This window comes from Novosphingobium sp. Chol11, from assembly GCF_900218065.1.
GTDB lineage: Bacteria > Pseudomonadota > Alphaproteobacteria > Sphingomonadales > Sphingomonadaceae > Sphingobium > Sphingobium agri.
On sequence record NZ_OBMU01000005.1, the window covers coordinates 61941 to 77244 of the forward strand.

The 15304-nt window shown below is 61.9% G+C and carries 11 protein-coding genes; 5 read left to right on the forward strand and 6 right to left on the reverse strand.

From position 1 onward, the window contains the following. Positions 1-121: 121 nt before the first annotated feature. From NCHOL11_RS17365 to NCHOL11_RS17375, 4 genes are all read left to right on the forward strand, one after another. Entirely contained in the window at positions 122-730 is a 609-nt protein-coding gene (locus NCHOL11_RS17365; RefSeq protein ID WP_007688042.1) for a DUF6088 family protein, read from the forward strand. Beyond that, on the forward strand, positions 723-1376 hold the full coding sequence (locus NCHOL11_RS18710; protein ID WP_255254901.1) for a nucleotidyl transferase AbiEii/AbiGii toxin family protein: 654 nt from the start codon (positions 723-725) through the stop codon (positions 1374-1376). Before NCHOL11_RS17365 ends, NCHOL11_RS18710 begins: the two co-directional genes overlap by 8 nt. After that, a complete protein-coding gene (locus NCHOL11_RS18715; RefSeq protein ID WP_009823951.1) occupies positions 1373-1771 on the forward strand; it encodes a nucleotidyl transferase AbiEii/AbiGii toxin family protein in 399 nt (132 codons plus the stop codon). The genes NCHOL11_RS18710 and NCHOL11_RS18715 overlap by 4 nt, the downstream gene beginning before the upstream one ends. Before the next feature lie 263 nt (positions 1772-2034). Further along, entirely contained in the window at positions 2035-2238 is a 204-nt protein-coding gene (locus tag NCHOL11_RS17375) for a hypothetical protein (protein ID WP_007683427.1), read from the forward strand. Positions 2239-2286: 48 nt separating this feature from the next. On the opposite strand, the gene NCHOL11_RS18115 is transcribed toward NCHOL11_RS17375, so the two are convergent. From NCHOL11_RS18115 to NCHOL11_RS17400, 6 genes are all read right to left on the reverse strand, one after another. Continuing rightward, entirely contained in the window at positions 2287-2499 is a 213-nt protein-coding gene (locus NCHOL11_RS18115; RefSeq protein WP_129965683.1) for a hypothetical protein, read from the reverse strand. Positions 2500-2569: 70 nt separating this feature from the next. After that, positions 2570-4342, reverse strand: a complete 1773-nt coding sequence (locus NCHOL11_RS17380; RefSeq protein WP_014072624.1) for a UvrD-helicase domain-containing protein — start codon at positions 4340-4342, stop codon at positions 2570-2572. Further along, positions 4335-6401, reverse strand: coding sequence for an ATP-dependent nuclease (locus NCHOL11_RS17385; protein ID WP_007683423.1), 2067 nt, complete (start codon positions 6399-6401; stop codon positions 4335-4337). Before NCHOL11_RS17385 ends, NCHOL11_RS17380 begins: the two co-directional genes overlap by 8 nt. A gap of 159 nt (positions 6402-6560) precedes the next feature. Then, positions 6561-10001, reverse strand: coding sequence for an ATP-binding protein (locus tag NCHOL11_RS17390; protein WP_097093804.1), 3441 nt, complete (start codon positions 9999-10001; stop codon positions 6561-6563). Positions 10002-10003: 2 nt separating this feature from the next. After that, complete coding sequence (locus NCHOL11_RS17395; RefSeq protein ID WP_007683419.1) at positions 10004-11257, reverse strand: metallophosphoesterase family protein; 1254 nt, start codon at positions 11255-11257, stop codon at positions 10004-10006. A 91-nt stretch (positions 11258-11348) separates the two neighbouring features. Continuing rightward, positions 11349-14819: a class I SAM-dependent DNA methyltransferase gene (locus NCHOL11_RS17400; RefSeq protein WP_007683417.1), complete on the reverse strand. Its 3471-nt coding sequence runs from the start codon at positions 14817-14819 to the stop codon at positions 11349-11351. 196 nt (positions 14820-15015) lie between these two features. Here NCHOL11_RS17400 and NCHOL11_RS18720 point away from each other — a divergent pair, with 196 nt between their 5' ends. Next, entirely contained in the window at positions 15016-15207 is a 192-nt protein-coding gene (locus NCHOL11_RS18720; protein WP_156405541.1) for a hypothetical protein, read from the forward strand. The last annotated feature ends 97 nt before the right edge of the window (positions 15208-15304 follow it).

Here is a 15304-nt window from a genome sequence, read left to right on the forward strand (position 1 = left end):
TGGCATCCTATCTGGATGCGATGCCAAAATATCTTGGAAAATAGCGAATTTAGGCGCTGATACGCGCTTCTAGCTTGTTAGAAAAAAGCGTGCTATTATCTAACAGATAGGAGCACAGCCAGTGTCTGCGGTAGCCGATCGGATCATGAAGCGCGTGCGCGGCAAGGGCCGCGGCTGGGTGTTCACGCCCAAGAGCTTCGTCGACTTCGGGACGCGTGGGTCGGTCGACATGGCGCTGTCGCGCCTCGTGACCGCCGGCGACATCCGGCGCATCGGCCGGGGTCTTTATGACTATCCGCGCCAGCATGACAAGCTCGGTGCGCTCAGTCCCGATCCCGCCAATGTCGCCAAGGCCCTCTCGACGCAGAGCGGGGACAAGCTCGCACCGTCGGGCGCGGCGGCGGCGAACAGGCTCGGGCTATCGACCCAGGTTCCCGCCCGGGCCAGCTATGCCACGACCGGCCGCACCCGGGTCAGGCAAGCGGGCGGGCGCAGCCTGACGCTCAAGCACAGCCGCGCACCGGTGCTCGACAATGCGCCGGACTCGGTCAACGCGGTCGTGCAGGCGCTCGCGCATCTGGGGAAGGACAATATCGATAGCGACAAGATCCGGCACTTCGCCGCCCGCCTCGATGATCGCGACATGCGGATGCTCGCCCAGGCCAGGGCCGAGATGCCCGGATGGATGGGCGACGTCGTCTTAAAGATCGGCGCCGCCCGCAATGGATGAGTTCGCACGCAGACCAGCCGAGGATCGGCGCGCCTTTATCGATGAAGCGGCGGCGCGGCGGGATCTGACGCCGATCATCATCGAGAAGGATTTCTGGGTCTGCTGGACGCTACGCCGCCTCGTCATGTGTCCCGACCTCGCCGGTCACATGACCTTCAAGGGCGGGACCTCGCTGTCGAAAGCCTATGGGATCATCGCGCGCTTCTCCGAAGATATCGACCTCACCATCAGCCGCGCGGCGCCGCTGCTCAGCGAAGTCGCCTCGCCGATGGACAGCGACATTACCGGCAAGGAGCGCGAGCGCCGGACCAAGGCGCTCAAGGCGGCGGCACAGGCTTATGTCGCCACGGTCGCCATGCCGATCCTGGCGCGCGAAATCGAAGTCGCTCTCGGCACGGCCGAGGGCTGGAGCCTGGCGCTCGATTCCGACGACAAGGACCAGCAGACGCTGCTCTTCGTCTATCCGCGCACCTCGGGTTACGGGCTCGCCTATGGCGAGAATTACGGCGGCGCGGATGAAAGCGGTTACATCAAGCCGCGCATCAAGCTGGAATTTGGCGCCCGCGGCGACACGGAACCGTTCGCGCTTCGACCGATCTTGCCTATCTGGCCGAAGACTTTCCCGAGGAACTGCCGGATCCGGTGACCGAGGTGCCGACGCTGGCCGTTGCGCGGACCTTCTGGGAAAAGGTCACGATCCTTCATGCGCTCCATCATAACGGCAAGCTGCGCGAGGGCATGTCGCGCCATTATTATGACGTGCTGATGCTCGACCAGGCGGGCATCACGAACGAGGCGATGGGGCGGATCGATCTGCTCGAGCAGGTCGTGCACAACAAGAGCCTGATGTTCGCGGACAGGTCGGCCTCCTATGACACCGCCGTGGTTGGAACGCTGCGCCTGTCGCCCGATGGCGCGACTTGGGAGAAGCTTGAGCGGGACTATGGCGCGATGTCGGAGATGTTCATGGCCGCGCCGCCGAAATTCGAGGCGTTGATGAAGGGTCTGGCGGCGATCGAGGGGACGATCAACGGGCGTTGATGCCGGAGACCGCGAATGAGCAAGTAATCTAAGTATTTGAAATAGAACGATAAAAGACTGATAATATTTCTTATGTTAAATCAGTGCCAGCATCGCACAAGCGAGTGGCGGCTCACGCACCGAAGTCTGGCGTCAAAAGCCGAAGGCGCACCGAAAAGCTGCTCGGGCTGCCGAAACCCGACAGGTTGGCAACCAGCTGGGTTTCGTGCCTGCACAAAGATGGGCTAAATGCGGGACCAATGGAATCGAGCGAGGGAACTTGCATGATCACCGCCAAGCACATCCCTTGGGAGCCGATCGGCACTTTGCCGGAAGACCGGAAAGACGGCCGTCGCTTGCTGCTCTGGGAGGTTGACCTCCCTGTGATCGGGCGATGGGATAGCGACCGTGAGGGCTGGGAAAATCCCGAAAGCATGCATATCCTGGAAGAAGTCATCTACTGGGCCGACATCACCCCACCCGTGTGATGAGTGGATAGGAAGGGGTTACTTATCGGTATCCGCAGTTCGACTGATTCAATAGTGCGCCAGCGTCCGGCCGATGCCGATCCGTCTGAACGGCGGCTTGGTCTTAAAGATATCGATGAGATCGAAAGCGCCGAGCGCGAAAGCCGCGATGTCGTTGCCGGCCTTCAGGACGATGAGCTCGCCGGCATTGTGTCTCTTCGCGATCATGCTGTTGTTGGGATGAGAGGTGCTGTCTCCCGCGGCGGCTCCGCTTCGAGCCAAGAGAAAATCTGGCTAAGATCGTGGTCCGTTTAGGCAGCGATCGTCACCATCGGTGGTGCCTCTCCCTTGGTCATGGCGCGGCCCCGCCCGCGGGATCTGCTGGAAGCGGGATCACATTGGCCTCGCCGAACAAAGCTGTCACCTTCGCCATCGCGAGCTCGCTTAGAATCTGGGTGAACAACAGCGCCAATCGGCGCTTCGGTCTGGAGCACGCGACGTAGAACAGGTTGCGATTGCTCTCGAAGGATTCGACCTTGTCTGCCGGGGGGCCTGGGTCGAGCCGTTCCAGCATCTGCGCGAAATTATACTTGTTCCAGCCACGGCCGACGATGACGAGCACGTTCTCGAACTCCGCACCCTTCACGCCGTGCTTGGTGGCGAAGGGCGTGTGACCATCGATGAACGCATCCACCGCCATCAGCTCGGTGTAGGCGACGTCCCGTAGCCTTCGCAGCTGGGCGATCCTCCGAGACTCGCCTTCGACCGGTTCGGGTCCGGCGTCGGCCAAGCGTTGCTCGCGGTCCAGCACCGCCTCGGGCAGATGCATGTGAGCCTGGCCTTTGATGAGGTCGATGACGGCGCCGATCGTGCCGGTCGCTCGCAATTGGATAAGCTGTTCGAGAGACTGCGTCCATGCGACCTTGTCGTGATGCCGACGGATGCACGGCCTGCCGGCGCCTAGGCTCTCAAACATCTCGCCATAGCGCTTCGCCTGAAAGGCCGCGCATGCTGGCTCGAGCTGGTCGGCCAGAAATTTGATGTGGGGGTCTTCTTTCTTGAGCCAGGCATCGTTGAACTGGCCATAAATGCTCTGGATGGTCGGATAGCCCTGTTCCTTCGCCAGCACGCTGTGGCTGAGCATCAGGATCTTGGTGCGTTCGACGGCAAAGTCCCAGCCCTCATCCGACAATCGCTGCTTCAGGTGATCGAGATAGGCGCGTGCCGCCTCGGGGCTCGTGTCGCCAGTCCAGTGACCACCGCCCTGGCCCGTTCGGCGCTGGCCCGGCCATGCATTCGTGTGAAAGATTCGAGCCTCACCCGGCGCATCCGGGTCGCTGGGGATCTGTTCGAGATCGGGTCGCATGCGATTGAGCACCGCGACGATGGGTTCGGCGGATCGGAAATTGGCGTTTTTGTCGATCACCTCGAGTGCTGCGTGCTCGACCGCACCGCATCCCTCACCGTAGATCTTCTGCCAATGGTCGCCGAACAGGCCAATGATAGGCCCCGTACCCGTACCTAGGAAATGCTGCTTTAGAGCCTCTACGAAGCCCGCATCGGTGTCCTGATATTCGTCAATCAGCAGCACGGGATAGCGCTTCGCTAGCACTAAGCGAAACTTGGGCCGTGCCAGCAGCTCCGTCATCAGCGTCAGCACGTCTTCGTGCTTCAATGACACCTCGTCTGGCGTCACCCGGGGATAGCCGAGGTCGTAATTGACCTTCCTCGCGCCTAGCCCCCCCACCCCGGCATCGGCGAGACGTTCTCCCCATCCCGGCAAGTCAGGCACGATCGCGCGGAGCTGGGGCTGAAAGTCCTGCAATACTGACCAACAAAATCCGTGAATGGTCTCCGGCCGAACCGCCGGGTGGGCCTGAACGCGCGCGATAATCTCATCCTTCGCCACGTTCGTGAACGTGATGCAACCAATCTGTTGGCGCTTACGCACAAGTTCCGTACCGCGAAGTTCGATCAGGCGGCGCAGCGCCTTTTCTAGGGAATATGTCTTGCCTGCGCCCGCGCCTGCCTCGAGCCGGAAGCTTTGTCCGGCATCGAAGCACGCATAGACACGCTCAAGTGCAAGGCGGCCGGCCGCGTCGGCGGCGGTCTCTTCGTCAGCCATCGACCTGGGCCCCATCAGCCGCGTCAATCACTTCGGCGACCAACTCGGCGGCGATCGCGTCTGGCCCGAGGGTCGGCGCTGGATTGCCTTGGGCAAGCCACCGCAACCCTTCGCCGATGTAGCGCGGCGTCCGCCACTCGGTGTTTACGATCGCATGTTCAAGCGCAAAGCTGGACTTTTTCTGTTCGGCCGCATGCTCATAGGCGAGCGTCGCCTGGTCGCCCTCGCCGAGATCGAAGAGTTCTGGATTGGCGAGGATGAAGGCATCCTCAAAGCTGCGAGCACATGGACCGCCATCCTGCTCGGGGATCTGATAGGCGAGCCGTCGTCCGCCGTCGGTCTTCTCCTCGGTCGACTTGTCGAGCAGCTGGGCTGGGCTCACGTCGGGCTCGTACCAGCTTTTGATACAGGCATTGCTGGTGAATGTGCCCTCGGCCACACGAACCGCCACGCGCTTGTTCTTGGCCCCGGGCGCAACGGAATCGATATCGGTGATGATCAGCGTGCGCAACTCGAGGAACGCCAGCAGGCCGAAGAAGCGATGGGCGTAGGCGCCGCCGACCTCCATGACAGTGAGGTACTGACTGCTTAGTTGCGGCTCGCCTTGCGCGGCAGCGTCGGTCTTGCGGATCATCGCCGGAAGGAGAAGGCGTTCAGCGGTTCCTTCGATCAGCACCGCCTTGTCCGCAAAGAAAAGGTCGCAGCGGGATAGCGTGAGATATTGATGAAGAAAATTGCGATCCTCTTCCGGCGCGCCGCCCATACCCTGCCGGAGATCCTTCACAACTGAGCGCCGGAGGCCCGGGCCGTCGGTAACCGACAGAAAATAGCGGAGGCTCTCGAAGCGGGCTTCGTTCGCCATGTGGGGCGAGTGGGTGGTGACGACGAACTGGACCGGCCACGGACGGTCGGCGTTCAATTGGGCGACGAACGCGTTGGCGATGTACTCCAGCTGGCGTATGAACACCTCCTGCATCTGGGGATGCAGATGCGCCTCGGGCTCCTCGATAAAGATTAGATGCACGCCGGCCGCTGTTGGCGTTCCCTGGAACTCGCGGAAGAAGCGCAGGAGCTGTAGTAGCATGTAAACGAGGTTGCGCGCGCCGAGGCCATTGTAGGTTTCGGGCAGGGTTACGCCGTTCACGCCCCGGTAGCGCAGGCGCGTGTGGTTGCTGAGCAGCTTGTCGACGTCGAAGCTGGTCTCTGTCACCAATCCCGGGTCTACAAGGCCAGGATATCCAAACAGGTCGAACGTGGGCAGCAGTGAGGTCAGCTTGGCGTTAAAACCGATATGCAGATCGCCCTGGATCTGATCGACCGCCTCCTTGAGCTGCTCGGCGGTGCTGCGTCGCGTTGGATCCAGTTCGTCCGTCAATGCCGATTGGAAGAGCACCTCGACCACCTTGCCGAGCACGTCGCGCTCGCGGAATGTATCGTCATCCAGCCCGCGCTGGGCATTGATGAAGCCGCCGCCGACGAGCGCGGACAGGATCTTTGGTTCCAGTGTCTTCCGGTTGGTCGGGTCGTTCGGATCGACCGCTTCCAGCGATCCGGCATAGGCCGAGGCAATGCGATTTCCGAGTTCGCGGTAGAGCCGGGCGCGGTCCGCCTCCGGATCTTCGAGCGGCTCCGTTAAATCAACGAACAACGCCTGTAGCGCATTGGCCTTCGGCGCGAACCGGAACTCCAGCCGGGCCTCGTGGCAATCGGGATTCAAGTCGATGATGCACTCGCTAAGCGGCCCAAGATCGGCCGCATCGACGTCATAGCCGATATCGAGCACGAGCTTGATTGCTGGCAACTGTCCGAGCGTCTCGGACGAATCTTGCTGCGCGCGGAAAGACACAAGCGATGTCCAAAAGCATTCGTGACACCCGAGCGAAAAATCTTCGAGGCGGAAACTCAGGGCGCGATCGGACAGCAAGCGCCGGAACAGCTCGGCGATCGACGTCTTGCCGCTGTTGTTGCGGCCAACGATGAGCGTCGTCTGTTCTTCGAAACCGATCTCCACGTCGCGGAGGAGCCTGAAGTTTTCAATCTTAGCTCGGTTGATGCGCATTTTCCCCCCTATTTTGGCGCTATATAACCCGGGCGATGAACCCTAGCGTCAGCGCGCCCGACGCCATCGGCTTGGGCGCCGATCACCTGGACGTCCGCACGGCGGAACCAAGGATCGGTCCCGAAGATGATCATGGCGCTGTCCTCTAGCCGCATCGCGTCAAGCGAGCTCGCACTTCGAGTGGAGGTCGTCACCGACAACGGACTTGGCAATCTCGACAAGGTGGGGATGGTGCGTGAAGAACAGGACCTGCGTGGAACAGGCCACCTCGGCGAGCACCCTGAACCCCGCTTCGGCGCGCTCGTCGTCGAAGTTCACGAACAAGTCATCGGCGAGAAACGGCAGGTTGACCCCAGCCTTCACCGATTGCTCCAGCGCCGCCAGCCTAAGGGCGAGGAAGAGCTGGTCGGTGGTGCCCTCGCTCATGGCGCCCACCTCCACCATTGTGCGTCGATCGTCCCTCAGGCCCAGCAGCCGCGGGACGCTTCCGTCGGCGTCCACTCGTAGCGCGGCATAGCGGCCGGCGGTCAGAATCGAGAACAAATCGCCGGCGCGCAACAGCAACGGATCTTGATGTCTTTCGCGGTATTTCTCGATCGCCCACTTCAACGTCAGCGCCTGAGCACGCTTCAGGATGTACTGTTCGGCAAGGACTTCAAGCTCGGCCTTCGCCTGTTCCGCGTCCGATGCCGCGTCCACCGCGGCTGTCCCGCCCGCGTCGAGGGCGGTGAAAGCAGATCTGGCGTGGCCATGCGCCGTAGCCGCTGCGGCCACCTCGTCGTTCAATTCCCCCAACCGTGCATCCAGCGACGAGACGTGGCTCGCGATTTGGTCAGGATTAGAAGCGGCGACTGCGGCGACGAGTTCGTCCAGCGTGAAGCCGTCCCCTTCCTCGACGATCCTGCGTTCTATGGCGGCCCGCTCCACCGTCAGCCGGCGCTTCGCGCGCGACCGTTCGATCGCTTCCGATAATTCCGCGCGATCCGTCGATTTGGTTTCAGCGAGCGCGGGGGCCAGCGCCGCGTCGGCCGTGGCGAGCTTCGCCGAAGCCTCCTCGAACTGATCCGCGCGGCGGCGCGCTTCCTCATCCAGCGAATCGATCAGCGTGGCGGCCGACTTGGCCGCCGTGAGGCAATTCCTTAGAGCGCCAAGCCGCGTCGCCGTGTCGCCCGCGGGAACGTTGGAGCCATCGGACAACTTCTCTACCCGCTCCATGTGATTGCTGGCGTCCCTGCGGATCGTCTCGACCCTCCTGCGCAGGTCTGCCTCTGCCGCGATGGCGCCACGAAGATCATCGAGTAGTTCCAGAACCGCACCGCAAGTGACGATGTCCAGCTGCAGACCGGCTTCGTCCATTACTTCTCGCCAGGAGGTGACGTTCGACGCGTCCTCATCGTCGAGGCGCTGGTGCCGCCGGTCGAGGGCGGAGGCCTCCGCGGCGATCTGGTCCAACTGTTCTGCGGCAAGACGGCGCTGTTGCGTAAAATCCTCGTATTCAGCCCGCTTCCGCTCGGCTGCCGCGAGTACCGGCGTTAACGGTCCGCCGGCGTCCGCAACCTCCAACGCCTGCGCCAGCGCGGCCCGGCACCGGTCACGCCGTCCGACAATGGAAGCGAGATCGGCCCGCAACGTCAAGCCATCGCGATGGGCCTCGACCGCCGCGTCCCGCGCCGACCGCCAGGTTAGGAAACGGGTGGGCTCGAGGGCTGGCAGGCCGGCCGCGGTCAATCGCGCCGCCCATGCCTCCGCTGCTTCTCCATAACGCTTGCGGGCATCTTCAATCCGGCCCTGCGCTTGTTTGGCCTGAAGATCGTGCGACGCCTTGGACCGCTCGAGCACGGAGAGGCGGCTCGACTCCTCGGCCAGCGAAAAACGGAGGACCATCTTCTCGTCCACACGGGACACGCTTGTCTCGTAGTCGGCTACGGCCGCTTCTGGAGACCCGAGTGGGGTCCCCGCAAGGACATTCTCACGGATGGGTTGCCAGCAGTCCTGGCGGCTCAAACGGACCGATGCGATCTCGTCCTCGGACACGACGGTGCCGGTCGCGAGTTGGCCAATCTCCAGCGCAACCTTCTCGGCCTCTTCGGTCCAGTGCCGGAGCTGCTCCTCTTCACGGCGAACTTGGCCGAGAATTTCGGCCAGTTCGCTACGTGCGGACTCGATCTCCTCGTCGCCCACCTCGGGTAGCACCAGCAGCTCGTCGATTCCGCCCGTCCACGGCGAAAGGCGGGTGAGCAGGGCGGGCAGCGACGATGCCAACGCTTCGACCCTAAGGCCGGCTCCTTCGCAACGAGCGTCGGCATCCGATCCGAGCGCGCGTGCGGCGTCGACCGCATCAATGAGCGCCTCGGAAGCCGCGGCGGCCGATGCACCATCGAGCCGGTCCTGCGCGCGCTTCCTTCGGTCGTCGAGATCGTTCCGGCTCTCGGCGATCTGCCTTCTCGCGGCGGCGTTCTCGCCGTGAGTCCGGGAGAGGTCGCGCAACTTTGCCGCCAAAGCGCGTGAAGGTGTGGCGTCCGCGTTGGGTCCCGCTTCGGCCCTCAAACGGCGAGTCAGCGCCTCCGCGACGACGAGCTCCGCCTCGCGCCGGACTAGATCCTGCGCGGCCTTCGCGACGGCGCCCCCGTCCGCGATGAGCTGGTCGATCTCGTCCGCCTTTTCCAAAAGGGTCGGATCGGCCTCGATTTTGTCCCGACGGTTTTCCGCGTCAGCCTTTAGCTGCTCTGCGGTCGACCTCTGGCGCTGGGCCTCCTCGGCCTCGCGGATCACGCGTTCCGCCTCGTCCTCGCGTTGCACACTGAGATCAACGATGGTTTCGTAGCCGAGCAGGGTCTCGGTCTGCTCGTCGCGCAGCCGTACGAGCGGGGCGAGCCGCCTTACGCGGTCTGCAGCCCTCAGCTCCGTTTGGACCACGTCGCGGGCGTCTCGAGCCAGATTGAGTGCGGCCTGTGCCTCCAGCATCGCGTTCCGTGCGTCAGACCAGGACTTGGGCTTGAGAGCTGCGTCTCGGATCGTCTTGGTGGCTTCGGCGAGCTGGCGGTGCGCGAAGGTAAAGCTGCGTCGCTGGGACGTCGTAGGCGCCCAGATGGCATCGGCCTCGCCTTCGAGCTTCTTGAGCTCGTCGGCGACGCCGGTGAGGCCAGAACCCGCGGCGAACAACGTGCGGCCGAGGTCGTTCTTGGCTTCTACCATTGCCTTGCCTCCCGAGCGCAGGGCATCCTGGTCGAGACTGAAGGAGAGGCTGAAGGTTTCGCGGGTCTGCCCTTTCAGCATCGAGGCAAGGGGAGCCTCGTCGATCGCTGCGTCATTCGTGTCAAGCAGCGTGCCGGCCGTACCCTTTTTCCGGCGGCACGCGAACGTCCGACTACCGTCCTCCAGTACCGCACCGACCCTGAGGAGGATGTAATCGAACATGAAGTTGTACGGCGACCGCTGGGGGAATCCGAAAAGGAGGTCTGACACCGCCGCCAGCGAGGTCGTCTTGCCGGCTTCGTTCGCCCCATAGATGATGTGGAGGTCGGGGTCGCCGGACCGAAAGTTTAGCTCGCAGTCCGCGAAGCGGCCGTAACGTTCGAGGGAAAGGCGGGAGAAACGCATTGTCAGGCTTCCGGCGTCAGGCGCGACCGCAACGCCGTTGATGCGGTGCCGAGGATTCCTGCCCAGTCGCCCTGTGCCGCTAACAGACGCAATTCACCGTCCTCCGACTCACCGAGCGCGCTCTTCGCCAGAACCATGAAGCGCTCCAGATCCGCCTCAATCGCCGCCGCTAGTCCGAGGTCCGAGGAGCCCTCGCCGATCAATTCATCGAGATCCTCGCCGAGCACGGCGTGTTGTTCCGTGGTCGGCTCCGACACCAGTACCTTCACCTTCTCGACATGAAGGTCTGGCGAGATCGACGTGGCGATGGCGCGCACGTCGTCCCGAATGGCCCCAGCCTTGTCGATGAGCGCGCCTGCGCCTGCGAGCTCGCCCCTCAGGCTCACGCGGACGATCATTGGCCGACCGGAGCCATCGGCGCCGTGGATGCGCGTCAGTTCGGCGCGGATCAGGTCCGGGAGGCCGCCCGGCGATGAGCCGGCGCAATCGATGTCGAGGCGGATCCAGCGCACAACGTCCAGATCGATGCGATCAATGGACGAAACCTCGCCATCCACCACCGTCACGATGACTGCACCCTTTGCGCCCGCCTCGCGTATAGTGCGGCCCTGCACGTTGCCTGGAAAGACGACATAGGGGTTGTCGTTGACGATTTCGAACTCGTGCACATGGCCGAGTGCCCAGTAGTCGTAGCCCTTCCCGCGTAAATCTTCGACGCCACAGGGCGCGTATTTGGCGTGCCCCGGCCGCCCCGCCAAGGCGGTGTGGAGTACGCCGATGTTGAACGAGTTCGCTTCTGCGGCCGGATAGGAGAGGACGAGGTTGTCGGTGACGGCCGGCGTGGAAAAGCTCTGGCCGTGCAGCGCCACAGCGAGGTTCGGCAGCCTGTGGGTTTCGGGACGCCTCGGTCCGAATTGGCGAACGTTTGGCGGCCAAGTCAACGTCCGCGAGATCGCCGAGGCGGCGTCGTGGTTGCCGGCAATAATGAACGCTGGAATGCCGGCCTGATCGAGACGGCCCATGGCCCGGGCAAAGTAGAGTCCCGTCCCCATATCGCGCCAGTCGCCATCGAATAGATCGCCGGCGATGACGACAAAGTCCACCGCCTCGTCGATCGCGCATTGGATGAGGTTGTCAAACGCGGATCGCGTGGCCGACCGGATCTCCTCGACGGGAAGTCCATCGTACCGCGATAGGCCATGCAATGGACTGTCCAAATGGATGTCCGCAGCATGCAGGAAGCGGAAACTCGACACGGTGATGTTCCCCCCTGGCAGTCAGTGCCTACCGTTTATGAAGATAAGAGCGGCAAATGGAGACGTTGGCCATTTGCCGAAGCGCAGCTTCTCAGGCCGCATAGCGGCCGTCCTCAAGCTTTCGTACCATCCCCATTCCTGCAAGCGCATCAAGCACTGGCGCGACTGTAGAGGCGCGTTTCCCTTTGAATGCACGGGCAACATCTTTGGGCGCCAATGGTTTGGCGGACCGCGCCACGACGCTTGCGACGGCAACCACTTGTTCTGGAAGGGCGCTTGGCCAATCCCGCTCCACCTTCTTTGCCTTGGTGCCTCTGCGAAGTTGCAGGACGACTTGGGCCGGCTTCTTTCGGAGGGATTTCGCCTGGAAAGAGGGCCGAACCCACCGGATCTGCCCCGCACGCTCCTCCTCGGCTCGCTCGTCATTCAAAGCAACAAGCCTGACCAGCATTTCCTCATGTTCCAAGTCGCGCGGCCAACCGTATGCTTCAGCGACAGCCTCATCTATCTGTTGGTGATAATGGCGGATGAGCGAGACTTCGCCGCGTTCGGCGATGGACCGGTATTTGGGATCAAGAACTCCACCCTTGGCATCTCGCATACGGGCGAGCGTGGTATAAAGTGCTGTCAGGGTCAGATCCGAATGGCGCGCTAGAACCTTCCGGCGCAACCTGTCCAATTTGCGCGCTGCAATCCGAATCCTCTGCTCCAGTTCCGGCACGCTCGGCGGAAAGGGAAACGGATCAAAACAGGTTTCATTTTGATAACGCGGATCGTCGCCCGACCCCATCCGCCCGCCCGCACGAAGCGCCCACACGGTGTGCGCTGTGCTCGAGACCACGCCGAGAACATAGGGGTCGTCGGACGCAATCGCTATAACTGAGCCATCCACGAGACGGCCCGCACTGGGAATAAACTTGAAGAACCTCTCCGTAGCTGTTTCGCTGGTGACGATGTAGCGCCGGAGACCGCTGATGGCTGCACGAAGCCTCGGTCGAGGTTCTGCGAAGCGCCACCAATTGAGGCGGTACTGCTCCCTGTCGTTTTCATCGCGCTCTGGCTTCACATGATCGAACAGGTAGCGGTGCACGCCAGGGAAGCGATCATGCAACTCGTCCTCAGTCTCGATGTCGAAGAAGTCGAGAGCGTAAGTGTTACTTTGAGACTCAGTCACATCCGTGCCGGCCACAACCAGCGGCATTCGTTCCGGCGGCACGCCATCGGCGATGAAGCGGGCTCGCTGCTCGGTATTGATTTTGAATCCGTCACCGGACATTTTCACACCCATACGACAGATGTTGCCGTTGGCTCTGAGTGAGGTGGCGCCGGCGACGTTGGCGCCGGTAGTCAGATCGATGTTAATCGGCGCAACTTGCTCCTCAAACTCGAGCAGTGTTTCACCTTTTTTGCGCTTCTCCAGTGAAACGCTCGACAGCCGTCCTGCGCCTTGTCCGGCAGCAGCCGCAGTCATCGCGATCCGCACCGCAGCGGTTGTTTCCTGATCGTGCCACGGATGGTTCGGAATCGCGAAGGTCAGGTAGAGTTTGCCACCGCGCTCAGGATCGAGATAGCGGCTAAGCACCGAGCGATTACTCGATTGGGCAATAGTCTTCGTCGTGATGAGACCAAATCCTCGAACAGAGCCATTCGCTACCTGCTCGGCACTTCGTGCCCACCAATAGGTCACGAAATCGATCTCGCCAGAAAGGTCGCCGTACACGCTCCGGAGCGTATCGACGTAGGGCGACCCGAGGCGCTTGCGCATTCGGCGGCATCCGATGAAGGGCGGGTTCCCGATGATGAAGTCTGCCTCCGGCCAGACTTGCCGCCGCGGATTGACGTACCGATATACCGTTAGCCGACCGGAGTGATCGGGAACGGGTCGCCCGGTCACTGGATGCGGCTTCATCGACGTACCATCCCAGATCGTCTTTGGCTCGCCGTTCTCCATCTCAGGAAGCTTCTCGTCCCAATCAAGCAGGGCATCGGCTGGGATGATCGTTCTGACATCACGCAAAACGGGGGGCTCGGGCATCCGATCTTCTCCGTTCACACGAAAATGCCATTGAAGATAGCCAATCCAGAGCACGAGTTGAGCGATCTGTGCAGCCCGAGGATTGATTTCGAGGCCATGGAAGTTGGCAGGAGTAATCGTGTGGCTGCCGAGCTCAAGAAGATAGCGCTCATCGCCGAGTGCTTCGAGCAATTCGAGCACCTCTCCTTCCAACTCCTTAAGTCGCGCAAGCGCGACATAAAGGAAATTGCCCGTTCCGCAGGCCGGGTCTAGAATGACGATGTTTGCGAGCTTGGTGTGAAAGCGTTCGACCTCAAGACGCGCGGTCTCCTTGTCGCCTGCTTCCGCAGCCAAGGTTGCTGCGGTTCGCGCACCTTCCCAATCAGCGCGCAGGGGTTCCATTACGGTGGGGCCGACCAGTCGCTCTACATAGGCGCGCGGAGTGAAATGCGCGCCAAGCTTGGCGCGTTCTTTGGCATTCAGCGCACGCTCAAGCAAGGTTCCGAAAATTGCTGGCTCGACCTGGCGCCAGTCCGATGCCGCTGCGTCGATGAGGACGTTGATCTCACGCTGATCAAGCGCCAGCGCACTGGCATCCTTAAAGAGGTATCCATTGAACTGACGCACAACCTCCCCTGCCTCACCAAGGCCAAACGCAAGGCCACCGGTATCCATCGCCTCCCATAGCTGACTGAGTTGGGGGGCCAGGAGTTCGGGGCGATCGCGGACTTTTTTCAAGAGCGCGCTGAAACTCGCCTTCGGAATAAGACCAGTGTCCTCCGCGAACATGGTAAAGAGGAGACGCATAAGGAAGGCCGCCACGCGATCCGGGTCCTGCTCTCGAGCTTCGATACCCTGGGCTAGAACAGCCAGATGATCCGCAATTTTTCGCGTAACCCGTGCCGCCTCGGCCGAGGGGTCGAGCGACATTGGCATGGTCCAAATTGCCGCCAGGCGCTCCCGGACTGTCTTGTCGCGCAGTTCATCGAGGGTAATTCGATACCGACGACGGTCGGGAAATGGCGCATAGCCTTTCCCGTTGCGTTGAAAGTCCGCATAGACGTCGATGCAATATCCAACGTCGCTGACCAGCAGGAAAGGTGGCCAGCCATGTGAGCGGGGCAAATTCTTAGCGTAGCCCTCCGCTTGACTTGCAGCTCGCTGCATAGCGCCGGTCCATGCAGCGGTGTCTCGACGAGCCATGCCGCGCTTGAAGCGGTCCTCCGCAGTCTGGCCAAAGAAGTCGCGAAGCGAGTAACCTTGACCAGCGTCGACTGCCGCCAGGTCGGCACTGCTACCTTGCTTAGCCTCTAAGATGAAACTGCCACGCTTATAGCAATCAATCCAGCCGTTGGATGTAGCGCCATCAATCTCGGTTTTGATGACATGACGTTCGAAGACGTAATCATTCTGCGCTGTGTCACTTAGCGTTGGCCGCGGGGCCTCTACGCCGAGCAGTTGACACAGATCGGTTAGAAACAATTGTGTGTTGGCTCGCTCGTTGCCACCTGCGGGTGCCCACTTCGCAATAAAATCTTCGACGTCCACAGGCCCCCCTTGCTCTGAGTCTTTTGGGGCTCAGGACGATGAGGATCAAGCTATTCCGTGCGAGCGGTTTCAGTCGCGCCTATCGACTGCGAGATCGCTGGATAGGTGGGTGAACCTTAGACGATTCCTGTCGGCCGGACGCGACTTTGACAGGCCCCCGTTCCCGTGTATCCCTGACCGTGGCAGGACGAATTTGATGACCCTGTTCGACGTGGTTTCGCAGTTTCGTGGTCGCGACCTTCATAACACGCGAGATCGCTTCGGGATTGTCGAACAATGCGGTTCGCACGACCGCCTCGATCACTCGCAACTGACTTTGCGCGGCTCGCTCGTTTCTGTCTCCGGGCGCCTCAGGTCGGGATCGCGTCGGTCGCTCGCGAGCCTGTGACTGACCTCGGCCGGACTCCAGGCTGATTGATGGAACGGCAGCCGGCGCAATACTGTTGCGGCTCTTGTCTCGCCGTAGCCGATCCAATTCTTGTAGG

Bases quoted from the DNA above. Each gene is read 5' to 3' on its own strand.
- NCHOL11_RS17375 (WP_007683427.1), top strand. From the start codon at position 2,035: ATGATCACCGCCAAGCACATCCCTTGGGAGCCGATCGGCACTTTGCCG.
- NCHOL11_RS17385 (WP_007683423.1), bottom strand. From the start codon at position 6,401: ATGCGCATCAACCGAGCTAAGATTGAAAACTTCAGGCTCCTCCGCGAC.
- NCHOL11_RS18720 (WP_156405541.1), top strand. From the start codon at position 15,016: ATGACCCTGTTCGACGTGGTTTCGCAGTTTCGTGGTCGCGACCTTCAT.
- NCHOL11_RS17380 (WP_014072624.1), bottom strand. From the start codon at position 4,342: ATGGCTGACGAAGAGACCGCCGCCGACGCGGCCGGCCGCCTTGCACTT.
- NCHOL11_RS18710 (WP_255254901.1), top strand. From the start codon at position 723: ATGGATGAGTTCGCACGCAGACCAGCCGAGGATCGGCGCGCCTTTATC.
- NCHOL11_RS17390 (WP_097093804.1), bottom strand. From the start codon at position 10,001: ATGCGTTTCTCCCGCCTTTCCCTCGAACGTTACGGCCGCTTCGCGGAC.